General features: G+C 69.3%; 23 protein-coding genes and 1 tRNA gene. 11 read left to right on the forward strand and 13 right to left on the reverse strand.

The window, feature by feature from the left end; translation table 11 throughout:
- Positions 1-199 precede the first annotated feature (199 nt).
- On the reverse strand, positions 200-1,696 hold the full coding sequence (locus I2W78_RS22880; RefSeq protein WP_196464679.1) for a potassium/proton antiporter: 1,497 nt from the start codon (positions 1,694-1,696) through the stop codon (positions 200-202).
- Between the two features lie 199 nt (positions 1,697-1,895).
- Here I2W78_RS22880 and I2W78_RS22885 point away from each other — a divergent pair, with 199 nt between their 5' ends.
- A complete protein-coding gene (locus tag I2W78_RS22885) occupies positions 1,896-4,721 on the forward strand; it encodes a penicillin acylase family protein (RefSeq protein ID WP_196462143.1) in 2,826 nt (941 codons plus the stop codon).
- 69 nt (positions 4,722-4,790) lie between these two features.
- Here I2W78_RS22885 and I2W78_RS22890 read toward each other — a convergent pair whose 3' ends face one another.
- Positions 4,791-5,417, reverse strand: a complete 627-nt coding sequence (locus I2W78_RS22890; RefSeq protein WP_196464680.1) for a 5-formyltetrahydrofolate cyclo-ligase — start codon at positions 5,415-5,417, stop codon at positions 4,791-4,793.
- 94 nt (positions 5,418-5,511) lie between these two features.
- Here I2W78_RS22890 and galU point away from each other — a divergent pair, with 94 nt between their 5' ends.
- The 7 genes from galU (at position 5,512) to I2W78_RS22925 (ending at position 11,096) form a co-directional block, all read left to right on the forward strand.
- Positions 5,512-6,414 (forward strand): UTP--glucose-1-phosphate uridylyltransferase GalU, encoded by a 903-nt coding sequence (galU, locus tag I2W78_RS22895; RefSeq protein WP_196462144.1) that lies wholly within the window; start codon positions 5,512-5,514, stop codon positions 6,412-6,414.
- Between the two features lie 4 nt (positions 6,415-6,418).
- Complete coding sequence (glp, locus tag I2W78_RS22900) at positions 6,419-7,741, forward strand: molybdotransferase-like divisome protein Glp (protein WP_196462145.1); 1,323 nt, start codon at positions 6,419-6,421, stop codon at positions 7,739-7,741.
- Between the two features lie 83 nt (positions 7,742-7,824).
- On the forward strand, positions 7,825-8,304 hold the full coding sequence (gene moaC / locus I2W78_RS22905) for a cyclic pyranopterin monophosphate synthase MoaC (RefSeq protein ID WP_196462146.1): 480 nt from the start codon (positions 7,825-7,827) through the stop codon (positions 8,302-8,304).
- Positions 8,301-8,837, forward strand: a complete 537-nt coding sequence (locus I2W78_RS22910; protein WP_196462147.1) for a MogA/MoaB family molybdenum cofactor biosynthesis protein — start codon at positions 8,301-8,303, stop codon at positions 8,835-8,837. Before moaC ends, I2W78_RS22910 begins: the two co-directional genes overlap by 4 nt.
- Before the next feature lie 26 nt (positions 8,838-8,863).
- Positions 8,864-9,514, forward strand: a complete 651-nt coding sequence (locus I2W78_RS22915; RefSeq protein ID WP_307783746.1) for a GNAT family N-acetyltransferase — start codon at positions 8,864-8,866, stop codon at positions 9,512-9,514.
- Between the two features lie 173 nt (positions 9,515-9,687).
- On the forward strand, positions 9,688-10,938 hold the full coding sequence (gene sepX / locus I2W78_RS22920) for a divisome protein SepX/GlpR (RefSeq protein ID WP_196462148.1): 1,251 nt from the start codon (positions 9,688-9,690) through the stop codon (positions 10,936-10,938).
- Positions 10,939-11,022: 84 nt separating this feature from the next.
- Positions 11,023-11,096: transfer RNA gene (locus I2W78_RS22925), tRNA-Ala, on the forward strand.
- Between the two features lie 72 nt (positions 11,097-11,168).
- Here the strand turns inward: I2W78_RS22925 and I2W78_RS22930 are convergent.
- Genes I2W78_RS22930 through I2W78_RS22955 form a run of 6 tightly spaced genes read right to left on the reverse strand, consistent with a single transcriptional unit; the run spans position 11,169 to position 15,387 of the window.
- Positions 11,169-12,392, reverse strand: coding sequence for a site-specific integrase (locus I2W78_RS22930; RefSeq protein WP_196462149.1), 1,224 nt, complete (start codon positions 12,390-12,392; stop codon positions 11,169-11,171).
- Positions 12,389-12,595 (reverse strand): excisionase family DNA-binding protein, encoded by a 207-nt coding sequence (locus tag I2W78_RS22935; protein ID WP_196462150.1) that lies wholly within the window; start codon positions 12,593-12,595, stop codon positions 12,389-12,391. Before I2W78_RS22935 ends, I2W78_RS22930 begins: the two co-directional genes overlap by 4 nt.
- Positions 12,592-14,013: a replication initiator protein RepSA gene (gene repSA, locus I2W78_RS22940; protein WP_374222695.1), complete on the reverse strand. Its 1,422-nt coding sequence runs from the start codon at positions 14,011-14,013 to the stop codon at positions 12,592-12,594. Before repSA ends, I2W78_RS22935 begins: the two co-directional genes overlap by 4 nt.
- A complete protein-coding gene (locus I2W78_RS22945) occupies positions 14,010-14,222 on the reverse strand; it encodes a hypothetical protein (RefSeq protein WP_196462151.1) in 213 nt (70 codons plus the stop codon). The genes repSA and I2W78_RS22945 overlap by 4 nt, the downstream gene beginning before the upstream one ends.
- Entirely contained in the window at positions 14,219-14,641 is a 423-nt protein-coding gene (locus tag I2W78_RS22950; RefSeq protein WP_196462152.1) for an XRE family transcriptional regulator, read from the reverse strand. The genes I2W78_RS22945 and I2W78_RS22950 overlap by 4 nt, the downstream gene beginning before the upstream one ends.
- Positions 14,638-15,387: a helix-turn-helix domain-containing protein gene (locus I2W78_RS22955; RefSeq protein ID WP_196462153.1), complete on the reverse strand. Its 750-nt coding sequence runs from the start codon at positions 15,385-15,387 to the stop codon at positions 14,638-14,640. Before I2W78_RS22955 ends, I2W78_RS22950 begins: the two co-directional genes overlap by 4 nt.
- A gap of 183 nt (positions 15,388-15,570) precedes the next feature.
- Here I2W78_RS22955 and I2W78_RS22960 point away from each other — a divergent pair, with 183 nt between their 5' ends.
- Complete coding sequence (locus I2W78_RS22960; RefSeq protein WP_196462154.1) at positions 15,571-15,930, forward strand: GntR family transcriptional regulator; 360 nt, start codon at positions 15,571-15,573, stop codon at positions 15,928-15,930.
- A 126-nt stretch (positions 15,931-16,056) separates the two neighbouring features.
- Here I2W78_RS22960 and I2W78_RS22965 read toward each other — a convergent pair whose 3' ends face one another.
- Positions 16,057-17,274: a helix-turn-helix domain-containing protein gene (locus tag I2W78_RS22965; RefSeq protein ID WP_196462155.1), complete on the reverse strand. Its 1,218-nt coding sequence runs from the start codon at positions 17,272-17,274 to the stop codon at positions 16,057-16,059.
- A 473-nt stretch (positions 17,275-17,747) separates the two neighbouring features.
- Between I2W78_RS22965 and I2W78_RS22970 the strand changes: the two genes are divergently transcribed.
- Together I2W78_RS22970 and I2W78_RS22975 are read left to right on the forward strand one after the other, a co-directional pair.
- Complete coding sequence (locus I2W78_RS22970) at positions 17,748-18,281, forward strand: hypothetical protein (protein ID WP_196462156.1); 534 nt, start codon at positions 17,748-17,750, stop codon at positions 18,279-18,281.
- 447 nt (positions 18,282-18,728) lie between these two features.
- Positions 18,729-19,613, forward strand: coding sequence for a LysR family transcriptional regulator (locus tag I2W78_RS22975; protein ID WP_307783748.1), 885 nt, complete (start codon positions 18,729-18,731; stop codon positions 19,611-19,613).
- Positions 19,614-19,675: 62 nt separating this feature from the next.
- Here I2W78_RS22975 and I2W78_RS22980 read toward each other — a convergent pair whose 3' ends face one another.
- The 4 genes from I2W78_RS22980 to I2W78_RS22995 all read right to left on the reverse strand — a co-directional run bounded on the left by I2W78_RS22980 (position 19,676) and on the right by I2W78_RS22995 (position 23,506).
- On the reverse strand, positions 19,676-20,242 hold the full coding sequence (locus tag I2W78_RS22980; protein WP_196462158.1) for a nitroreductase family protein: 567 nt from the start codon (positions 20,240-20,242) through the stop codon (positions 19,676-19,678).
- A gap of 83 nt (positions 20,243-20,325) precedes the next feature.
- On the reverse strand, positions 20,326-21,354 hold the full coding sequence (locus I2W78_RS22985; protein ID WP_230885555.1) for a TauD/TfdA family dioxygenase: 1,029 nt from the start codon (positions 21,352-21,354) through the stop codon (positions 20,326-20,328).
- A 26-nt stretch (positions 21,355-21,380) separates the two neighbouring features.
- Complete coding sequence (locus I2W78_RS22990; protein ID WP_196462159.1) at positions 21,381-22,466, reverse strand: amino acid kinase family protein; 1,086 nt, start codon at positions 22,464-22,466, stop codon at positions 21,381-21,383.
- Complete coding sequence (locus I2W78_RS22995; RefSeq protein WP_196462160.1) at positions 22,463-23,506, reverse strand: aspartate-semialdehyde dehydrogenase; 1,044 nt, start codon at positions 23,504-23,506, stop codon at positions 22,463-22,465. The genes I2W78_RS22990 and I2W78_RS22995 overlap by 4 nt, the downstream gene beginning before the upstream one ends.
- Positions 23,507-23,667 lie beyond the last annotated feature (161 nt).

The following is a 23,667-nucleotide window of genomic DNA, read 5'->3' on the forward strand; positions in this document are numbered from 1 at the left end:
GGCGCCGAGAGCTGTCCTCTTGCGCGCACTGCGGTAGATACCGGCGCCCACTGCGTCGAAGGGCGTTTCCGGCCGCCATACGGTCGCGCCAGCTCTGCGTCAGGCAGAGTTGGTTCGATCTGGGTGACGCCTGCATCCTACAGGTAGGAAGACCCGGTGCACCTGTGAAAATGGGCACCTGAGGTGCGTCCACCTGCGATTAGGTAGATCCGTTCGCACCCAGCCACCCGGCCAGCTTGCCGCCGCGCCCGACCGCCCGCAGTCGCCGCTCGGCCGCGTCCCGCACCGGGTCCGTGGCCACCACGAGCAGTTCGTCGCCCCGCTGCAGCACGGTCGTCGGCAGCGGCACGAACGAGGTGCCCTTCCGGACGACGAGGGTGACCGCGGCCCCGGCGGGCAGCCGCAGCTCGTTGATCTCGACGCCGTGCATCTTCGACTCCCCCGGGATGCTGACGGACAGCAGATGCCCGCGCAGCTGCTCCAGGGGGGCCGACTCGATGCCGAGGTCGGCGGCCTCGGAGCCGTCGCCCAGGCGCAGCAGGCGGGCGAGCCAGGGCAGCGTCGGACCTTGGAGGAGGGTGTAGACGACGACCAGTACGAAGACGATGTTGAAGATGCGACGGCTGCCCTCCACGCCGCTCACCATGGGGATGGTCGCCAGGATGATGGGCACGGCGCCGCGCAGCCCGGCCCAGGACATCAGCGTCTGCTCCTGCCACGGCACCCGGAACGGCAGCAGACACAGCACGACGCTGAGCGGACGCGCCACCATGGTCAGCACCAGCCCGATGACCAGCGCCGGCAGGATGTCGTCACCCAGCTCGTGGGGGGTGACCAGCAGACCGAGCAGGACGAACATGCCGATCTGGGCGATCCAGCCGACCCCCTCGGCGAACCCGCGCGTGGCGGGCCAGTGCGGCAGGCGCGCGTTTCCCATCACCATCGAGGCGAGGTAGACGGCGAGGAAGCCGCTGCCGTGGGCCAGGGCGCCCGCCGCGTAGGCGGTGACCGCGATCGCCATCACGGCGATCGGATAGAGACCGGAGGCGGGCAGGGCCACGTGCCGCAGTCCCCAGGAGCCCAGCCAGCCCACCGCGATGCCGATGGCGGCACCAATGGCGAGCTCCAGCAGTATCTTGCCGACCAGCACGTACCAGTGTTCGAACGGTCCGGCCGCGGAGAACGAGACGACCAGGATGACCACTGGTGCGTCGTTGAAGCCGGACTCGGCCTCCAGCGTGCCCGTCACGCGCGCGGGCAGGGGGATCTTCCGCAGCACGGAGAAGACCGCCGCCGCGTCCGTGGAGGAGACGACCGCGCCGATGATGAGCGCCTGCCGCCACTCCAGCCCGACCAGGTAATGCGCGGCCGACGCGGTGACCCCGACGCTCACGGCGACCCCGACCAGCGCCAGCGCGGTCGCGGCCGGCAGGGCCGGCTTGATCTCCTTCCACTTCGTGCCGAGGCCACCCTCGGCCAGGATCACGACCAGGGCGGCGTATCCGATGACCTGGGTCAGCTCGGCGTTGTCGAAGCGGATGCCGCCGATCCCGTCCTGGCCCATGAGCACGCCGATGCCCAGGTAGACGAGCAGGCTGGGGAGCCCGCTGCGCGAGGAGATCCGGACCGCGGCCACGGCGACGAGCAGGACGAGCGAGCAGACGAGCAGGAGTTCGTTGAGGTCGTGGATACTCAGCGGCCGTTCCCTTTCCGTGGTGCAGTTACTTCGTTACCTTACCTAACTCTTGACGATTTCTTGACATTCGCCGTGCATGATCGAACGTCCGTCCGTGCTGGTTCCCCACTCCGCGTCAAGGCGCACCGGGCCCTGCGCCTATGGTTGCTCCAGCACTCCAGTACCGCCTGCCGCTCGCGTTAGGACAGCAAGGACAGCGATGCCCCCCAACACCACCGCCTCAACGGGTCAGCAGCCCGGCAAGTCCGGCAGGAAGAAGGGGCGCAAAGCCCGACTGATGGTGCTTGTACTGGTGCTGGCCATCATGGGCGGCGCCGCCTGTGGGGCGTACTGGTCCATCAGCACCGTGCGCGCCTCCTTCCCGCAGACCAAGGGCTCGATCACGCTCAAGGGCCTGACCGCACCCGTCGACGTGAAGCGGGACGGCTACGGCATCCCGCAGGTCTACGCCTCCTCCGACGAGGACCTGTTCATGGCGCAGGGCTACGTCCAGGCGCAGGACCGGTTCTACGAGATGGACGTCCGCCGGCACATGACCGCCGGGCGCCTGTCGGAGATGTTCGGCAAGAGCCAGGTCGAGAACGACGAGTTCCTGCGCACGCTGGGCTGGCAGCGGACCGCGCAGAAGGAGTACGACACCAAGCTGTCCGCCACCACCAAGAAGTACCTCCAGGCGTACGCCGAGGGAGTCAACGCCTACCTTGAGGGCAAGGGCGCCGAGGACATCTCCGTGGAGTACGCGGCGCTCGGCTTCAGCAACGACTACAAGCCCGAGAAGTGGACCCCGGTCGACTCGGTGGCGTGGCTGAAGGCGATGGCCTGGGACCTGCGCGGCAACATGCAGGACGAGATCGACCGCGCCCTGATGACCAGCCGCCTCGGCCCCAAGCAGGTCGCCGACCTGTACCCGCGGTACCCGTACGACCGGAACCAGGTCGTCGTCCAGCAGGGCCAGTACGACGAACTCACCCAGACGTTCGACGGCGGCGGCTCCACCGACGGCACGAGCGGTGGCTCCACGGACGGCACGAGCGGCACCTCGACCGACGGCACGGCCGGAACCTCCACAGACGGCACAGGGACGTCCACGGGCACCTCGACGGGCACGTCCTCCTCCACCGGCTCCTCGGCCCTCCAGACCCAGCTCTCGGGCCTCTACGACGAGCTGGAGGACCTCCCCGAGGCCGTCGGCGTGAACGGCAACGGCATCGGCTCCAACTCGTGGGTCGTCGGCGGCGCGCACACCATCACCGGCAAGCCGCTGCTCGCCAACGACCCGCACCTGTCGGCCTCGCTGCCGTCCGTCTGGTACCAGATGGGCCTGCACTGCCGCACGGTCTCCGACAAGTGCCAGTACGACGTCTCGGGCTACACCTTTGCCGGTATGCCGGGCGTGATAATCGGTCACAATCAGGACATCTCCTGGGGCATGACCAACTCCGGCGTCGACGTCACCGACCTCTACCTGGAGAAGCTCACCGGCGACGGCTACCTCTACGACGGCAAGGTGAAGCCCTTCACCACCTACGAGGAGACCATCAAGGTCGCCGGCGGCACCTCCAAGAAGATCGTGGTCCGGGAGACCAACAACGGCCCCCTGCTGTCCGACCGCGACGACGAACTGGTGAAGGTCGGCAAGAAGGCCACCGTCGACACCGCCGCCCCCGACCGCGGCGACGGCTACGGCATCGCACTGCGCTGGACCGCGCTGGACGCGGGCACCACCATGGAGGCCGTCTTCGCCATGAACAAGGCGGCCGACTGGGACGACTTCCGCGCCGCGGCGGCCCTGTTCGAGGTGCCCTCGCAGAACCTCGTCTACGCCGACACCGAGAACCACATCGGCTACACGCTGCCCGGAAAGATCCCCACGCGCGCGAAGGGCCACGACGGCTCCGTCCCGGCGCCGGGCTGGGACTCCAAGTACCGCTGGACCGGCTACGTCGAGCAGGACGAGCTGCCCTACGAGTACGACCCGCAGCGCGGCTACATCGTCACCGCCAACCAGGCCGTGGTCGGCAAGGACTACCCGTACACGCTGACCACGGACTGGGGTTACGGCGCCCGCAGCCAGCGGATCACCGACCTGATCGAGTCGAAGATCAAGGGCGACGGCAAGATCTCCACCGAGGACATGCGGCAGATGCAGATGGACAGCAGCAGCGAGATCGCCAAGCTGCTCGTCCCGCAGCTGCTGAAGATCGACGTCGGCGACAAGGACGTCCGCGACGCGCAGAAGCTCCTGGAGGGCTGGGACTACACCCAGGACGCCGACTCGGCGGCCGCCGCCTACTTCAACTCGGTCTGGCGCAACATCCTCAAGCTCGCGTTCGGCGACAAGCTGCCCAAGGAACTGCGCGTCAGGGGCCAGTGCCTGTGGGTCGAGCCGGTCAACACCACCGGCCCGGTGGACGACGACCGACGGGTGCGCGAGTGCGGCCAGCGCGACGCGGACCAGGCCCAGCCGGACGGCGGCGACCGCTGGTTCGAGGTCGTGCGCAGCCTCATGGACGACGAGAACAGCGACTGGTGGACGACCCCCAAGTCGGGCACCCGCCCGGCCGCCGACAACCGCGACGACCTCTTCAAGCGGGCCATGATCGACGCCCGCTGGGAGCTGACCGCCAAGCTCGGCAAGGACATCGACACCTGGAGCTGGGGCCGGCTGCACCGCCTGTTCCTGAAGAACCAGACCCTCGGCACCGACGGCCCCGGCTTCCTGCAGTACGTCCTCAACCGCGGCCCCTGGGAGCTCAGTGGCGGCGAGGCGACGGTCAACGCGACCGGCTGGAACGCTGCCGGCGGCTACGGCGTCGTCTGGGTGCCGTCGATGCGGATGGTGGTCAACCTCGACGACTTCGACAAGTCGAAGTGGATCAACCTCAGCGGCGCCTCCGGGCACGCCTACAGCTCGCACTACACCGACCAGACCGGCAAGTGGGCCAAGGGCGAGCTGCTGGACTGGTCGTTCACCAAGCAGGCGGTGGACAAGGGCACGGACGACACCCTGGCCCTGAAGCCGTGACCCACTGACGGCGACCGACCCGAAGGGCCCTCCACGCGCGCGTGGAGGGCCCTTCGGTCTGCCGGGGCCTCACCTCCGGGAGCGCGGGAAGCGGCGCACGCCCGACGGCGTCACCACCGCGTGCACCGGCCGGTCGTGCCGCTCCGTGGGGACGAGCGGGACGACCTCCGCGTCGTACAGCAGCACCACCAGCGCGGGATGGGCGCCCGCGCGCTCCAGACGCGCCAGGACACGGTCGTACGACCCTCCGCCGCGCCCCAGCCGCATCCCGCGCGCGTCGACCGCGAGGCCCGGCAGCAGCACGGCGTCGGCGCCCGTCACCGCGTCCGGGCCGAGCCGCTCGCCGGCCGGCTCCCAAAGAGCCATCTTTCCGCCGTGTTGGACACGCGCGAGGGAGCCCTTCCCGGAGTAAACGCCCCAGTCAAGGTCGTTGTCGGGCAAAAGCGCCGGAAGCAGGACGCGTACCCCCCGCGCGTGCAGCGCGTCGAGTAGCGCGAGCGTGCCGGGCTCGCTCCCCACGGAGACGTACGCCGCCACCGTGCGCGCATGCGCCAGCTCGCCCAGTTCGAGCGCGTGTTCGGCCAGCGCGGCCGCCGCCGCCTCCACGTCACCTGCGGGCAACCTGCTTCTCACCGCGAGGAGCTCTCGCCGCAATGTGCGCTTGTCAGGCTCGCCCATGCGTCCGAGGTGGCCCATCCGTCGCTCCCGTACCGTGATCAAAGGGCTCATATGAGCGCCAACTGTCCGGAGCCTGTGATTCCTCACAAACGCACCGGATATGGTTGCGGACATGACTCAGGCGCAACCACGGATCAACAAGGCTGTCATTCCCGCAGCAGGCCTCGGCACCCGGTTCCTGCCGGCCACCAAAGCCACTCCCAAGGAGATGCTGCCGGTCGTGGACAAGCCGGCGATCCAGTACGTGGTCGAGGAGGCCGTCTCGGCCGGTCTCGACGACGTCCTCATGATCACCGGTCGCAACAAGCGGCCCCTTGAGGACCACTTCGACCGCAACTACGAGCTCGAGTCGGCTCTGGAGAAGAAGGGCGACGCCGAGCGGCTCGCCAAGGTCCAGGAGTCGAGCGACCTCGCGACCATGCACTACGTGCGCCAGGGCGACCCCAGGGGACTGGGTCACGCCGTCCTGTGCGCGGCCCCCCACGTCGGCGACGAGCCCTTCGCGGTACTCCTCGGCGACGACCTGATCGACCCGCGCGACCCGCTCCTCAAGCGCATGATCGAGGTCCAGGAGCAGCACGGCGGCAGCGTCATCGCGCTCATGGAGGTGGCGCCCGAGCAGATCCATCTCTACGGCTGCGCGGCCGTAGAGGCCACCGAGGACGGCGACGTGGTCAAGGTGAGCGACCTGGTCGAGAAGCCGGACGCGGCCGACGCCCCGTCGAACTACGCCATCATCGGCCGCTACGTCCTCGACCCGCGCATCTTCGACATACTGCGCAAGACCGAGCCCGGCCGCGGCGGCGAGATCCAGATCACCGACGCCCTCCAGCAGCTCGCCGCGGACGAGAAGGTCGGCGGCCCGGTGCACGGCGTCGTCTTCAAGGGCCGCCGCTATGACACCGGCGACCGCGGCGACTATCTGCGTGCCATTGTCAGACTCGCGTGCGAACGTGAAGACCTGGGCCCGGACTTCCGGACCTGGCTTCGCAGTTACGTCACCGAGGAGATGTAGCCACTTGAGCACCGCCGCGCCCCGCGCCACCGGCCAGGACCACCTGTGGTCGGTGGACGAACACCTGGAGGACATCCTCGAGACCGTCCGCCCCCTCGAACCCATCGAGCTGCAACTGCTCGACGCCCAGGGCTGCGTCCTGGTCGACGACGTCACGGTGCCGGTGTCCCTGCCACCGTTCGACAACAGCTCCATGGACGGGTACGCGGTACGGGTCGCGGATGTCGCGGGCGCGAGCGAGGAGTTCCCGGCCGTCCTGGAGGTCGTCGGGGACGTCGCGGCGGGCCAGGCCGAGCTGCGGACCGTGGGCCCCGGCCAGGCCGCCCGCATCATGACCGGCGCCCCGCTGCCGCCCGGCGCCGAGACGGTGGTGCCCGTGGAGTGGACCGACGGCGGCCTCGGCGAGGGCCCCGTCAGCGGGATGCGGGCCCGCAGCCTCGGCCCCGAGGGCGCCTCCGGGCAGGTGCGCGTGCACCGGCCCGCCGAGGCACGCGCGCACGTACGCGCGAAGGGCAGCGACGTGCGGGCCGGTGACCGCGCCCTCGAAGCGGGTACCGTCCTCGGCCCGCCGCAGATCGCGCTGCTCGCCGCGATCGGCCGCGGCACCGTGCGCGTCCGCCCGCGCCCGCGCGTGGTGGTGCTGTCCACCGGCAGCGAACTCGTCCAGCCCGGCGAGGAGCTGGCCGGCGGCCAGATCTACGACTCCAACAGCTTCGCCCTCACCGCGGCCGCCCGCGACGCCGGCGCCATCGCCTACCGGGTGGGCGCGGTCGCCGACGACGCCGAGACCCTGCGCACCACCATCGAGGACCAGCTCGTCCGTGCCGACCTGATGGTCACCACGGGCGGCGTCAGCGTCGGGGCGTACGACGTCGTCAAGGAGGCGCTGTCGCACGTCGGCGACGAGGACGTGGCGGGCAGCGGCATCGAGTTCCGCAAGCTCGCCATGCAGCCCGGCAAGCCCCAGGGCTTCGGCTCCATCGGCCCCGACCACACCCCCCTGCTGGCCCTCCCCGGCAACCCGGTGTCGTCGTACGTCTCCTTCGAACTGTTCGTGCGCCCCGCGATCCGCACCCTCATGGGCCTGAAGGACGTCCACCGGCCCAGAACGCGCGCGACGCTGACCGGGGACGAGCCGCTGACCTCCCCGAAGGGCCGCAGGCAGTTCCTGCGCGGCAGCTACGCCGACGGCCGGGTGACGCCGGTCGGCGGGGCCGGGTCCCACCTGATCGCCGCCCTCGCGCACGCCGACGCGCTGATCGTCGTACCCGAGGACGTCCAGTCCGTCGAGCCCGGTGCCGAGGTCGAGGTGGTCCTGCTCGGCTGACCACCCCAGGTTGGCGGTACCGTGTCGCGCACAGCAGGCCCGTGCGCCGCACCGCGACGGGCCCGGACCGGGAGCGCCACACCATGAGCACGCAGGACCGACTGACGCACCTCGACGACGCGGGCGCCGCCCGCATGGTCGACGTATCCGGCAAAGACGTCACCGCGCGCACCGCGCGCGCCAGCGGACGCGTCCTCGTCTCACCCAGTGTGATCGAGCTGCTGCGCGGCGAAGGGGTCCCCAAGGGAGACGCCCTCGCCACCGCGCGGATCGCGGGGATCATGGGCGCCAAGCGGACGCCGGACCTGATCCCGCTGTGCCACCCGTTGTCGGTGTCCGGTGTGACACTGGACCTGTCGGTCGCGGACGACGCCGTGGAGATCACCGCCACGGTGAAGACGACGGACCGCACGGGCGTCGAGATGGAGGCGCTCACCGCGGTCTCCGTCGCCGCGCTCACCGTGATCGACATGGTCAAGGCGGTCGACAAGGGAGCGGTCATCACGGACGTGCGGGTGGAGGAGAAGACGGGCGGCAAGTCGGGCGACTGGAGCCGGGCATGACTCTCGACGCGGCGCTCGGCGGTGCGCTGGTCGCGCCGTACAGCGCTCTGGTGATCACGGCCTCCAACCGGGCCGCCGCCGGCGTCTACGAGGACAAGGGCGGCCCGCTGATCGCGGACGGCCTCAAGGGCTTCGGGTTCGCCGTCGACGGACCGCAGGTCGTCCGGGACGGGGACCCCGTTCAGGCCGCGCTGCGGGCGGGCGTGGACGCCGGGTACGACGTGATCGTCACCACGGGCGGCACGGGCATCTCGCCCACCGACCGCACCCCGGAGGCCACCCGCGCGGTGCTCGACCGCGAGGTGCCGGGCATCGCGGAGGCCATCCGCGCGTACGGCCGGGACAAGGTGCCGACCGCGGTGCTCTCCCGGGGCCTGGCCGGAGTGGCGGGCGGGACACTGATCGTCAACCTGCCGGGATCGACCGGCGGCGTGCGCGACGGGCTGGCCGTCCTGGAGCCCCTGCTGATCCACGCCGTCGACCAGATCCGCGGTGGCGACCACCCCAGACCCAGCAGCGGGGGTGCGAGCTGAACAGCCCATCCTGGCCCGTCGAACTGGTGGAGGGCGATGTCGTCCTCCGTCCGATAAAGCTGCGCGACCAACGGGCCTGGCGTGAGGTCAACCGGCGTAACCGGGACTGGCTGCGCCCCTGGGAGGCGACCATTCCGCCGCCCACGCCCGGCGGGCCGATCGCGCACCGTCCGACGTACCGCCAGATGGTCCGCCATCTGCGCTCCGAGGCGAGCGCGGGCCGGATGCTGCCGTTCGTCATCGAGTACCAGGGGCGCCTGGTCGGGCAGTTGACGGTCGCCGGGATCACCTGGGGCTCGATGTGCTCGGGGCACGTCGGTTACTGGGTGGACGAGGCGGTGGCCGGGCGGGGCGTGATGCCTACGGCCGTGGCGCTGGCCGTCGACCACTGTTTCCGGACCGTCGGCCTGCACCGCATCGAGGTCTGCATTCGCCCCGAGAACGGGCCCAGCCGCCGCGTGGTGGAGAAACTCGGATTCCGCGAGGAGGGCCTCAGGCCCCGTTATCTCCACATCGACGGCGCCTGGCGCGACCATCTCGTGTTCGCGCTCACGGCGGAAGAAGTCCCCGAAGGACTGCTGGCCCGCTGGCGCCGGACCCGGATGCGGAAGACCCAGGGGAACGCGCAGGACATGCCGCAGAACGCCCCCGGGAATCCGGCCGGACCCAGAAATTGAATACATGTTCGAAATTGATCGGTTCCCGACCGGTCCGGGGCAATGAATTTCGCGGGACCGGCAGCCTGCTGATCGCATCGGTCACAAAAAAAGCTCGAAATATCAGCCAGATCGTGCGACACACCGGCTCAATTGGCAGATGGCCTCACGCAAACCCCTCTACCGTGTGAGGCGTGAGCAGCAGCGGCCTCATCTACGCAGTCATTGTCGGGGCCTGGGCCGCCTACTTGGTGCCGATGTGGCTCCGTAGGCAGGACGAGCTGAACGAGGCCCGTCCGACGGAACGCTTCAGCACAGCCATCCGGTTGCTGTCCGGACGGGCGGGCATGGAGCGCCGATACGCCAAGGACCTGCGGGCGCGCTCCGCCGACGAGGGGGAGCCCGACGCGGACGACCCGGACGCCGTCACCGACTCGGTGGACGTCCGGGCCTTTGCCGTGTCTCCGACGCGCCCTCAGGTGGGCGGCGTCATGGAGACGGCGTCGGGAGCCGGGCAGGCGTCCGAGGCCCGCCCGGCCGGCACCGCCCCCGCCCGGGACGACACGTCCGCGCCCCCACACAAGGCGATCCCTCCGGCCCGTCGTGCCCCCGGCGCGGAGGCGGCCGCGGCACGCGCCCGGCGCTCGAAGGTGCTTGCGCGCCGCAGGCGCACCACCGTCATGCTCTTCCTCGCCTTCACGCTCGGCGCGATCGTCGCGGCCGTCGGCGGGCTCGCCTTCCTCTGGGCGCCCGGTGTGCCCGCCGTGCTGCTCAGCGGGTACATCGCGTATCTGCGTACGCAGGAGCGCCGCCGGTTCGCGTACCAGATGGACCGGCGGCGGGCGGAGGCCGCGGCCCAGCGGCTGCGTGAGCGGGCCCGTCAGCCGCGTCGGCACGCGGCGGCCGAGGCCGAGGCCGGCGAACCCGAGGAGGGGCCCGAGCCGGAGGCCGACCCCGGGCTGTCGGCGCTGGCCGCGGACCGGCGGGCGCTGGTGGAGCAGACCGATCACGCCGAGTGGGTCGATCAGCAGCGGGAGCGGCAGCGGCGGCCCGGGCGCGGGGAGAGCTGGGAGCCCGTGCCGGTGCCCTTGCCAACGTATGTGACGGCGCCGGTCGCGCCGCGGGCGACGCCGGATGTGGATCTCGGGGCGCCGACCGCGTGGAGTTCGGCGCGGTCGAGTTCGGTGGCGCGGGACCAGGATGCGGTCGCGGGCACGCGGGAGCACGGCTCCGGGGCGCCAGGCGTCGCGTCCCCGTCCGACGCGAAGGCGGGGGAGACGGGGCAGACCCGGGAGGCGGACGGCGCGGCGGACAGGGCCGACGGCGAGGGGCGCGGGGACGCGCGGCGCCGGGCGGCTTCGGCGCGACGGGCGCGGGAACGGGGGCGTACGCCGCTGTTCGACCAGTACGAGGACGGGGAGCGGCCGCGGGCGGCCAACGAGTAGCCGAGCCGGGACTCCGGCCCCGGGTCCAGCGGGAACGGATTTCCAAGCACCCCGATCGGGGTGCTAAAGTTTCACTCGTTGCAAGGGCCTGTGGCGCAGTCCGGTAGCGCACCTCGTTCGCATCGAGGGGGCCAGGGGTTCAAATCCCCTCAGGTCCACGCAGCTCAGAGCCCCGGTTGGTGATCACCGACCGGGGCTCTGACGTGCCGTACAGCAGCGAAGTACAGCAACTACTTTGGATCTCGCTTCCCAAGGTGCTTGCCGAGCTTGCGAAGTGCCCGGCGAGTCGCCTCGGATGGGACGTGCGTGTACACCTCCATCGTCACCGCGATCTTGCTGTGGCGGAGGATCTGCATCGCGATCCGGGGGTGTACGTCGAGGGCAGCGAGGAGCGAGCCGCACGTGTGCCGGGTGTCGTGCAGACGGATACGACGGACACCCGCACGTTCCGACCGAGCGACGAACAGCCGGTTGAAGTTGCGGGGTTCGTACGGCGTGCCGTAGCGGGTCGTGAACACGAAGTCGGATTCCGTCCACAGCTCACCGGCCGCTTGCTTCGCCAACTCCTGCTTCTTCAGCTGGAGTTGGAGCGCCGTGACGCAGATCTGCGGCAGCGGGAGCGTGGCCGTCGACGCCTCGGTCTTGGTCTCGTCATGGACCAGGCGCCGATTGATCCGCTGTAGCTGCATCTGCACGGTGATCTCTCCGGCGTCCAGGTTCACGTTTTCCCAGGTGAGGCCCAGCACCTCACCGCGCCGGAAGCCCAGCACGAGGATGAGCACGTAGGCCGCGTACAGCGGGTCACGGGCCGTGCTGGCCGACTCAAGGAACTGGCGAGCTTCTTCCACGGACCACGGGTGACGCTTCTTCTTCCGTGCCGATCGCACCTTGACCAGGCCCGCCACGTTCTTCGAGATCAGCTCTTCCGTCATGGCGTTGGTCAGCGCTGACCGCAGGACCGCGCGAGCATCCTGCACCGTGCGACGTGACGGGATGCGCTCGCAGCATTCACCGGCAGCGCAGCAGCGCGGCTCATCTCGCTTCGCGTCCAGGCCCTGAGCGCAGCACTGGCACTGATCCAAGAGGGTGTTCACCCAGTTCCGCACATCTCGCACGGTCAGCTTGTCGAGCCGCTTCGAGCCCAGCCCCGGCGCGATGTAGAGCCGGACGTGCATCGCGTACGTCTCGGCCGTCTTGGGCTTCAGATCGGGCTCTACGACCTCCCTGAGCCACCGCGTGAGGTACTGGGCCACCGTCGGCGTGGACGTGGATACCGGCCCTTCCTTGGCCTCAGCATGCAGCTTGATCCACTTGTCGTGGACCTCTTCGCGTGTCTTGCCGTAGACGTACTTCCGCTTGCGCTGTCCCTCCGGGGTGGTCACCCAGGCGTACGCGGCGAAACCGTTCTTGTACGGATAGATCGAGCCCTCGCCGTTACCGCGCTTGCCGCTCATGCTGACACCCCCTCAGATCCGGAGGCGACGCGCTGAACGTACTCGTCAACCCACTCCGGCAGGATGCGCCGGTTGCGACCGATCTTCACGGAGCGGATCTCTCCCGTGAGGACGAGCATTTTGGTCTTGGAGAGGCCGAAGCCGAGCATGGCCGCAACCTCCGCTGTGGTGTGCCACTTCCGTGTGATCACGGTGGCGGTCATGCTGCTACTTCCTCCCAGTCCAGTTGGTCTTGCAGAGCTTCCCGAGCGGTTTCGCGGTTCAAGCGGATGTCCCGAGCGATCGAGGCAGCCAGCCAGGACTCGCCGGGGGTGTGGCCTTGTCCTGCGTAGGTCCAGTGCGCGAGCACCAGGGTTGATCCCTCCGTTTCGTCGAGGTGTTCGGGAAGTCCGCGTTCGTGGCGTTCTTGGCGGGCGCGGTAGTCGGCGCGGACCTGGCGGCGTTCGGTCAGGGTGGTGGAGTAGGCCCGGGACTTGGTCATGAAGTGACCGCGGAAGCCGAGCATGTGAGCCCAGCGCCACAGCAGTCGGTCCGGGTAGGCGTCATCGAGCGCCCGGCAGGCTTCGATCAGGTGGCGGGTGTGCTCGGGCAGGGACAGCCGGTCTAGTTCCGCAAGCTCCCCGATCCGGCGGTCTACGGTCTCGGTGGTCTCGGCGGCTTTGGTGGCGTACTTGGCGACGTAGGAGGCGACCGCCTGATCGGTCAGTTCCACGGTGTCCATGCCGCCGATGCCCTGCACGTCCACTTGCGATCCCCACCGGAGGGTGCGTCCGGAGAAAGCGCCGGCGGGGGGAACCGGCACGGCGACGCGAGCAGCAGCGGCCCGGATCGCATCGTCCAGGAGGGTCACGGTCGCCCAGGCCGGGGGAGCGTCGTGGGGTCCGGCCGGGCCGTCCAGGCGGATGACCGCGTGGAAGTGGACAGAGCCGCGCTTCTGGAACTCGGCGACCTTGCCGAAGGAGACCCGGCACACCTCCCGCATCGCGGCTTGGGTCAGGCCAGCGCGGGCGGCGATCTCGCGGCGCAGATAGATGGTGAAGCGCCGCCACAGGTCGCCTGCGTGGTTGTTCCACAGCACCGCCCCGGCGTAGTCGTACCGCTCCGGATCGAGCGCCGTGCCCAGGGCCGGATCGTCGGCAGGGTGCTGGGTGCCGCAACGGCAGCGGCCGATGTCGGGCCGGTTGTGGACCGGGCCGAACGAGGGGGCGGTGAGGGTGGCGAACACGCCGGGGTGCTGGCGGATCTCGCCGGGGATGCCCATCCGGGGATCACCGGTGATCCCGGCACGGATCAGGTGGTAGACGTCCCCGGCGTAGGTCCAGGCGCAGGCCGGGCAGCGCGAAGCCCGCCGGTTGCCGCAGGCGACCCGGAGCATGCCGCCCGGCTCGTGCTCGGTGCTGTAGGAGTACAGCACGTCACCGGTCTTGGCATCGCGGGTGACGGTCTGGCCCATCAGGCGGATGGGGTTGGAGCAGCCGCCGGTACGGCGGATCTGTTCCTGCCAGCGGTCGAAGCCGGGCGCGTTCGCCACCCGGAGCAGGTCGGCGAGGGTGATGGGGTCGGTGCCCAGGGAGGCCGCAGCACCGGCCACGGCCTCAGGGACGACGGGGAAGACCGTCACGCGTGGTCCTCCCTCGGGTAGCCGTGCCCGGGGGGCGGGTACTGGCCGGTGAGCTTGGCCCAGTCCTCCGCGTTCAGAGCGTCGTCCAACAACGTCCAGAACGCATCACGCGGGCCGTTCTCGTTGACGGTCAGCCAGCAGGCGATCATGGTGCTGCGGTCCTCGTCGGCTGCCTCGGCCGCATGCTCGGGGTCGGGGAAGTAGATCACGCGACCACCGCCCCGAGCCGCGCAGAGAGCTGGATCACCAGGGTTTCCAGCGCCTGTACGCGATCAGCGAGCGCGGCCGTGTCCTCACCGGCCAGCGGAGCAGCTGGACAGGCAGCACGCCCGAAACCGAGTTCGGCGGGGGTGGCTCGCAGCACCGCGCAGAGCAGGACCTGATAGGTCTGGCTCGGCTCGTTGGCGCCGTTCTCCCAGCGGGAGAGCTGGACCTTCAACGAGGTCTCCGAGGCAACCGGCCAGCCCCAATGGGCGGCCAGCCGCATCAGCGATCGGATCACCTGCAGCTGCGACCAGCCACGGGCCGCACGCGCCTGCGCCAGCGGCGAGTCAGCCGGACGCTTGACCGGGGGCTGCACGGCGGGACGGGACCGGTCGGCCAGCGGGACAACGACGGAGGCGGTCATGCGACCACCGCCCGCAGACGGGCCACCGGACGCGCCGGGGTGGCAGTGGCGAACAGGTGGTCCAAGGTGGCCAGGTAACCGCCGACCATGGGAGCCGGGCCCAGCCGCCGCAGGTGCAGCACCGGAGCCAACGCCGGGGTCAGCCCGTCCACGGGCGTGGTGACCAACAGGTCATCGTCGGCCCGCAGCACATCAGCGCGCAGACCGGGATGAGTGGCCAGACGTAAGCCGGGAGTGGCCGTCAGTGACGGGAAGACGTCGGCCAGGCCAGTGACCGGTCCAGCCGGATTCTCCGGGGTGATGATCCGAACCCGGACCCCGGCGGCCGTCTTGTCAGCCAGCAGGGCGGGCAGATCCCACACCGCATCAGCCAGGAACAGCAGGTTCGCGACCGCCAGGTCAATGACCGTGGTGGCGTTCGCCAGGGTGGAGCGCCACAGGCTGTAGGGGACGGTGCTGCGCATCGGGTAGCAGGCAACGACCTCATCCTGCGGGGTCGGTGTCGAGCGGTGCCGCTGACCCAGCTTGGGCCACAGGTGGTAGGGGTCGGCGCCGAGGTACTTCGCGGCGGCTGCGGCGTTGCGGGCGTGCGGAGTGCGGTCAGTGTTCAGCCACCGGTCGACCGACTTGGCGTCGATGCCCAGGTGTGCGGCCAGACCCTCGATGGTGACGTTGGCGGCGACCATGGCGCCACGTAGACGTTCGTTCCCGGTTGCGGAGTGCGAAGCGGTGAGCGTCGCAGGCATGATGGAAGCTCCCTCAGGGGACAAGGGGGCGGCGAATCTGCTTGGCGGTAGGAGCGCCGCCCCCGGGCTTAGGCAGGTAATCAGCCTGTCTAACTTCTATTGTGTTACCTAGATTAGTTGCGCCAGGGCTGTACGCAAGACCTAGGGGCAGATTTCTTTAGGTCACTTAGGTAACCTGGGGACGTGACCGTGAGCCAGGACGATCCCCGTAGCGCCTACGAGCAAGTAGCCGACGACCTTCGGAAGAAGATTGCTTCCGGAGTTCTTAGGGCTGGTCAGAAGCTCGACGGTAACGCCAAGATGGCGGAGCACTACGGCGTTGCCGCCATGACGATCCGCCATGCCCTCGACATCCTTAGGGGCGAACGTTTGATCGTCAGCCAGCAAGGGCGCGGCACGTTCGTGGCCAGTGACCCAGTGGGCACGGACTCAGCCGAACGGGACGCCAACATGGCCGACGAGCTGAGCGAGATCAAAGCCGCCCTAGAGCTGATCAACTCGCGGCTTGATCGACTCGAAGACCGGGTTCACGAGCGTCCTTGACCGAGGAAGACAACCGATCAACACGTTGAGTGGCTTCGGCGAGCTTCCTCCTGATCTCATGCAGCTCGATCAATAACCGTGCCCTGTCCGCGACCCTCACGGCAGTCTTCCCCCTTCCAGTAGTGATCAGCTCAGCTTCATGCTCGTGGCGAGGCGCCTGATCTCCGCCGAGTGCGAATGCTTGTCGGTCGACCTCAGGTCGTCGACGAGGTTGCGGGCCAGCGGCCTGTTGCGCACGTGCTGAGGGGCGATCGCGTCGGCCTTCAGGATCGCGTCGGCGGCAAGCGCCGGTTTGCGGTTCATCATCTGCCCGGCCGCCGTGCACACCCAGAAGTGCGACTGTCGTTCGCCCGATGCAATCCGCGCGATGTTGACCAGCTCAGCGCGCGAGAGCACGTCACGGGGATGCCCCAGCTCCAGGCTCACTTCCACTGAATGGATCTCTGTATTCACGGCGTTGAACTGAGTCTGGAAGGCATTCCCGCCCTCCGGTACGCCGGCGGCGGCTTGGCGCGCCTCAGTCAGGTGCGACTCGGCCTCCGACCGATCCCAGAGCCGCGACCACGCAACCGCCGCGCGAAGATGCATCGCACCCCACAACGCACGCACCGTCTGATCCTCCGTGGCCAGGTGAGGTTCCAGGTCATCGAGAGCCTTGCGTGCCATGTCACGTGCTGCGCTCAGCGCACCTTCGTGCAGCCAGACACCACAAAGATCCCAACGGGCGGCAGCCTGAAGAATGGGCGACTCGGCCCGATCGGCGGCCACCAGCTCACGCTGAACGGCGCTCCAGCCGAGATCATGATGTCCGAGCAGGTTGGAGGACACTCGCGCCATGTGACTCGCTCGAAGCATGAGCCCTTCAGCCCGAGGCACGTCCTCTCCATCGGCCGTATCGCAGAGGATGACCAGCTCACGGAGGATCTGGGGAAGGACGTCACCCAGGGCCGTGAACCTCGCATCCTGCCTCAGCCTTTCGGCTGCCGCAACGCGCGCCGCAAGGTCCGGAAGGGTGGGGGGTTCAGCCGTCGTGATCAGCGCCGCCCCTCCGGGCATGGTCGCGTGTTGGAGGGCAAGGCGGAGGCCGGGGATAGCAGCGTGACCGGAGTCGAGTTCCGCAGTCTCGTGGCGATACGGCTGTCCCGTCAGCTCGATGACTTCTACGCCGAGCACTTCGGCGATCTGGCCGAGGACGCTCATACGGTCGAGCGGAAGGCGACCGGTTTCGATCTTAGAGACCCAGCTCACGGAGCGATCGACAGCGGCCGCCAGTTGCGCTTGATCCCAGCCGAGACGGCGCCGTGCTCTTGCTACCCGTTGCCCCGTGGTCAGTTCCTTCATCATGGGTTCCCTTCGACACTACGAAGGTACCCGCGCCAATCCGTGGCACTGTCAGTAAAAGTGACAGTGGGCGCTCGAACGGCCCCCCGGTAGTACCGAGTTACGGGTTTCTCTACCTCATCAAGTCCCCCGCGCACGGCGCGGGAGCGCGCCGCCTGTACGGCGGGGCCGCCGCCCTGTCTTCGCCAGCGGCGGCCCCGCCCGGCGGCGCGCCGGCGACTGCGGGGGCGTGGGATGGGGAAACCCTCTGTGGCTGGGGCGGTCGGCTCCACGGCTTTAGGCAGCCACTTTGGGGCGAGCCTCTAAGATCATGGCCCCAACGTCGTGCTTTAACGGGCAGGTCCACAGACTGCCCGACTCGCCATCAGCTTACGGGGCCATGATCACTCGCCCCAAAGCAGCTCCAGCCCAAAGCCGCTCCACCGACCTCTTGGGAAGCGGACCACGCCCGTATCGGCACGTGACAAGCTTGGACCGTGGATATCTGGTTGCCAGCGATCTTCGGTGTTGTCGGTACGCTCCTCGGTGCTCTTGCCTCAGGTGCGACATCATTCCTCGTGCAGAAGCACCAGGCGAAGGCGGCACTGGATTTGCGCCGTACTGAAGCTGAGCTAGCTGCCATGACGAGCCTTGAGAGCGGGCTGTGGGAGATCAGCCAATATGCAAGGTCCGCGCCTTCGGAGAACGTGAAGCATTGGAGCGACGCAGAGCGTGCAGCATGGGGAAAGCCCATCCACGACCTGATCGGCCCGTTGTCGATCGCAGCGCGAGGCGTCCGCAACTCCGAGGTACGGCAGCGCTTGGTGGACATCCTGCACATGATCGAAAACTGGGGCGCCATGAGTCGGCGTGCTCATCCGATCCGCTACGTGCCGCCTCTCGTCGAGCACGCACTGGATTGCCTAGGCGCGCTGCGGCGAGGGGATCAAGTGTCGCTTGAAGATGAGGCTTACAAGCAGCTCAAGGAGATGCATGATCGCGCATACGTATCAACATCGGGAAGTAGCTGACGTGGCTGTACAGCAGCGGAGTACAGCAACCACACCGACCGCAGTCGACTGGCAGCACTCCCAGGACCACGGCTGACCGGCCGAATAGACCTCAGCAACCTCCCCGCCCGTAGTTCGCATCGAGGGGGCCAGGGGTTCAAATCCCCTCAGGTCCACTGCACAACGAGATCCCGGCGATCATCACGATCGTCGGGATCTCGTCGTTTTCGACTCGCCGCGGGCCGGGGGAAGTTCGTCCGCCGGTGGCGGGTCGGGGCGTTGTTCCTGGGAGAGTTGGGCGGCGAGCCGAGGTCGACCGTGACGCAAATCTCATCACGTTGCGTAGCGAAGAGTGTCTACCTGTAGTTTTGTCGTCTTTGGGGTGCTGCACAAAGCTCATGAGGAAGGCATGATCCTCACGCCGTAACGTTTACTCACAGGGGGAACACGGTGGAGATACGCCACCTGGTGACATTTCAGAAGGTCGCGACGCTGTTGAGCTTCACCCGCGCCGCGGAGGAGCTGAGTTACGCGCAGTCGAGTGTGACGACCCAGATCCGGGCGTTAGAGACCTCGCTGGGGGTGGAGCTCTTCGACCGGCTGGGCGGGCGCATCCGGCTGACGCCGGCCGGTGAGAAGCTGCTGGAGTACGCCGAGCAGATCCTGGCTCTGACCGAAGCCGCTCGTGCGGACGTCGCCGGCGGGGACGGTCCGTCGGGGACCCTGGTGGTCGGCACGATGGAGAGCATCACCTCGTACCGCATGCCGCCGCTGCTGGAGTTCTTCCATCACCGCTATCCGAAGGTGCAGCTGTCGCTGCGGCCGAGTCTGTGCGCCGAGACCTGTCACGCACTGCGTCAGGGAAGCTTCGACATCGGGTTCCTGATGGAACAGGAGACCCGGCATCAGGGGCTGGAGACCGTGGTGTTGGCCGAGGAGCCGCTGGTGCTCGTCGCCGCCCCCGGCCACCCGTTGGCGCAACGGCAGGACCTGTCACTGCACGATCTTCGCTCGGCGTCCATCCTGGCCACCGAGGCCGGATGCGCCTACCGAGATCTGTTCGAGGAGGAGCTGCGGGGCGCGGAGACCACGCCGTTTCTCGAGTTCGGAACCATCGAGGCGATCAAGAGAGGCGTCATGTCCGGGCTGGGCGTCGCGCTGCTTCCCGCGGTGACCGTGGCCGGGGAACTGGAGAAGGAGGAGATGACGGCGCTGCCGTGGGACATCCCGTTCTCCGTCCATACGCAGCTGGCCTGGCGCAGCGGCAGGCGGCTGTCACGGGAGCTGAAGTTGTTCATCGACCAGGCGGTGCGGTTGATGCGGGAGGACGGGCCGCTCGCCGAGTCGGGCTGACCCCCGGCAGAGAACGGCACGAGAGCGGTACGAGAGCGGTACGCCCGGCGCGTGAAGGGACTTCACACCGCCACCGGTTCGGGGGCGAAGACGGAGATCCGGTGGGTGACGTCGTCGGGTGTCCGCCGTCTCGGCGGCTGCGGCTCTGCCGGGGTGCCGATGTACAGCCAGCCCAGGAGGCGTTCGTTCGGCCCCAGGCCGAGCAGGCGGTGGGCCTGCGGGGATTCGGTGAACCTGCCGGTGCGCCAGATGCTTCCGAAGCCACGGGCGTGCAGCAGCAGGCCCAGGGAGCCGGCCATGGCGCTCGTCGCGGCCAACTGCTCCCACTCGGGCACGCGGTGATCGGTCACCGGTGTGAACACCAGCGTGGCGAGGAGCGGGGCCCGGCGGGTCTTGGCCTCGGTCCTGGCGCGTTGGAGGGCGGGCGCGGAGCTGTCGTCGGCGAAGCAGCGGCCGAGGGCGGCGCGTCCCTCACCGCGTACCAGGATCCACCGCCAGGGGCGCAGCCTGCCGTGGTCCGGTGCGGTGGCGGCGGCCCGGAGCAGGTAGGCGAACTCGTCGTCAGTGGGGGCCGGTTCGACGAGATGGTGTTCGCTGCGGCGGCTCAGTACGGCCGTCATGACGTCCATGCGCTTTCCTCCTCACAGACTGGGGGTGGGGCGGCCCGGGGGGTGTTGGTTTCCCCCCGGGCCACCCCACCCCACCGGACGGATCAGTAGTGCACGCGGCGGTTGTCGGGGGTCTGCCGGTAGCGGATGGTCCACTGGCTGCGGCGTACGTAGGTCCGCTGCAGCCAGCGGTCGGCACCGTCGTAGCGGGCGGTGAACGGGGTGCGGGCGTGCAGGCCCTTGCGGTTGTTGATCAGCAGCGCCTCGCCGGGGCGCAGGTGGACCTGGTGGGCGGTCTCGCGGCAGGCGGCCTGAAGACGGTCCAGGGCCGCCTCGGCGGCGGTGGTCATGGCGCGTACGCCGTTGGCGGAGGAGGAGATCTCGGGGAACTCCTCGGGCCCGCTGATCATGGCGACCGGGTCGGAGAGCACCTCGCGTCCGCCGGCCACGTCGCGTACGTAGCTGCCGGGCGCGTTGAGCCGGAACAGCGGGCTGCGCAGCAGCTCCAGGGTGCGGGAGTCGAGGGCGCGGACGATGTCCCGGGCGTCCGCGTAGTGGGTGGCGGCGATGCCCTCGTGGTCGGCGCGCAGGCAGCTGAGGACGAGGAAGTCGGGGTTGCTGACGTCGTAGCGGCCGATGGCGTCGTGAACGATGTCGTTGTGGAAGTTGAGGAAGACGGTCGATCCCTGGTTGGTCTGCGTCATCGCGCCGCCCTCGACGGGGATGACGTCGTGGACGAGCTGACCGTTCTTCTCGGTGAGGAATCCGACCGGCTCGCCCAGCAGGCCGGACAGGCCGAGCAGGACGCCCTCGGCGACGAAGGTCTTCTTGCCGGTGGCCGGGCCGCCGTCGGCCGGAGTGGGAGGCAGCTCCGCGTCGACGGGCAGGTTGCGGACGTAGCCGACGCCGGGGGCGTCGTTGTGACGGCCGAAGTCCAGTATCTGCTGGAGCAGTTCGAGTGGCAGGGTGGCGAAGATCTGGTGGTAGCGCGCCATGGCCCGGTCGGGGTCCTGGGCCGGATCGGGCTCGGCGGCGAGTGCTCGTCCGATGGCGTCCCGGGCGGCGTCGGGAACTTCGATCAGGCCCAGGGTCTGCGGCGTGCGGATGCTGGTCTCGACGGTGGTCGTGGTCATGGTGACTGCTCCTTCGCTGAGTTGGGTCAGAGGGCTCGGATCCCGAGGGTGGTCTCGGGCAGTGCGTCGTGGAGCTTCTGCGCCAGATCGCGGGCTTCCTCGGGGTCGGCGGCGATGTGGGTGGTCGCCCGGCTCCCGGTGATCTCGGTGACGGGGATGCCCAGGACGCGGCCTTCGGGCAGGTTGTGGGCGCGCTGGAAGTGTTCGATGTCCAGGTAGCCGCCGACGATCACGAGGTGCGGTCCGTCCTCCAGCCGCACGGTGTCGACGTTCTCGGTGTGGAAGACGCTGTGCGCCAGATCGGCCTGGGCGGCGGTGTCGTAGGCGAGGACGCTGGACTTCGTGTTGAGTACGACTCCGGCCGCCGGGCCGCCCTCCGCGCTGATGACCGTGCCGGAGGGGAAGGGCGACCGGTTGTGGCGGCAGACCAGGGTGATGCCGTGCTGCTTGGCGGTCCGTACCGACCTGCGGTGCAGGACCTTCGCCCCGTACCGCGACATCAGCGCGGCGGTGTCGTACGTCACCTCGGACAGCAGACGGGCGCCGGTGACCGCGTTCGGGTCCGCGCTGTAGATGCCGTCGACGTCCGAGTGGATCTCGCAGGCTTCGGCGCCGAGCGCCGCGGCGACGAGGACCGCGGACAGGTCGGAGCTGTTCTTGCCGAGCCAGGTGGGGCGGCCCTGCTGGTCGGCGGCCTGGCCGCCGGGGATGATGACGACCTCGTGCTCCTCCAGGGCCTGCCGCAGCGGGGCGGCGTCCAGCCGTGCCACCTTCGCCCACATGAACGTGCTGTCGGTGACGAGGCCCTGCTGGTGGCCGGCGAGCACGGTGGCTGTCACTCCGGCCCGGTGCAGGGCGGTGGCGAGCAGGTGGGCGCTGATGGTGTCGGCGAGGGTGAGGAGTCCGGCGACGGTGGCGTCCTGCGGCTGCGGGTTGGTCTCCCGCAGCAGGCCGCGCAGCTTCTCGGTCTCGCCGGGCATGGCGCTGACGACGACGGCCATGGGCCGCTGCTCGTCCTCGATCCGCTGCCGCAGGGCCGTGGCGAGGTCGGCGTAGGCCCCCAGGGTGGGGAAGGTGGAGCCTCCGAACTTCAGGACGGCGGGTGTGGTCACAGCACACCTCGCCTGGTGAGGGCCTCGGCGATCTGCAGCGCGTTGAGGGCGGCGCCGATGCGCACGTTGTCCGCGACGATCCACAGCCACAGACCACGCGGGTTGTGGCCGGCCACGCGGATGCGGCCGACGTGGACCCGGTTGGGGTCGCCCGCGGTGCGGGGGGTGGGGAAGGTGCCCTCGGTGCTGGGGTCGTGGACGGTGACCTCGGGCTGCTCGGCCAGCAGGCCGACGAGTTCGTCGCGGTCGACGGGGTTGTGGCACTCGACCCAGGCCGCCTCCGAGTGGCTGTTGACCACGGGGACCCGTACGCAGGTGGTGGTGACGTCCAGGTGCGGCAGGCCGAGGATCTTGCGGGACTCCTGGAGCATCTTCTGCTCCTCGAAGGTGAAGCCGTCGTCCAGGAGGCGGTCGATGCTCGGGATGACGTCGAAGGCGAGGGAGGGGGTGAAGGTCCCGGTCACGCCGGCGCTGTCGGGATCGTCGAGGACGGTACGGGTGCCGGCTTGCAGTTCCTCGATGCCGGAGTAGCCCGCGCCGGAGGCTGCCTGGTACGTGCTGACCACGGCCTGGCGTATGCCCCAGCGTTCCTCGATGGGTTTGAGCAGTCGGACCAGCGGGATGGTGGAGCAGTTCGGGTTGGCGATGATCCCGCCGGCCGGGCGGGTGTCCAGTTCGTGGGCGTTGACCTGGGGGACGACCAGCGGGATGTCGGGGTCCATCCGGAAGGCGCTGGTGTTGTCGATGACGAGGGCGCCCTGGGCGACGGCCTTGGGTACGAAGGTGTTGCTCACCCTGGCGCCGGCGGAGAAGAAGGCGACGTCGACGTCGGCGAAGTCGAAGCCGTCCAGGTCCTGCACGCGGTAGGCGTGGCCCTCCACGGTGACCTCGCGCCCGGCCGAGCGGGCGGAGGCGACCAGGTGCAGGTCGCGGTAGCGGAAGCCGCGCTCCTCGATGAGCTGCAGGAGGGTGGTGCCGACCACTCCGGTGGCGCCGACCAGGGCGATGCGCGGTGCGGTGGGATCGGTGACGCGGGGCATGGCGGGGGTTCCTTTCAGACGGTGGTTGCGCTGGGCTGTTGGGATCTGGCGGTGGTGTGGTGGGGGTTGCCGGGGTCGGGCGGTGGTTGCGCTGGGCTGTCGGGATCTGGCGGTGGTGTGGTGGGGGGTTGCCGGGGTCGGGCGGTGGTTGCGCTGGGCTG

This window comes from Streptomyces spinoverrucosus (assembly GCF_015712165.1).
GTDB classification, from domain to species: Bacteria; Actinomycetota; Actinomycetes; order Streptomycetales; family Streptomycetaceae; genus Streptomyces; species Streptomyces spinoverrucosus_A.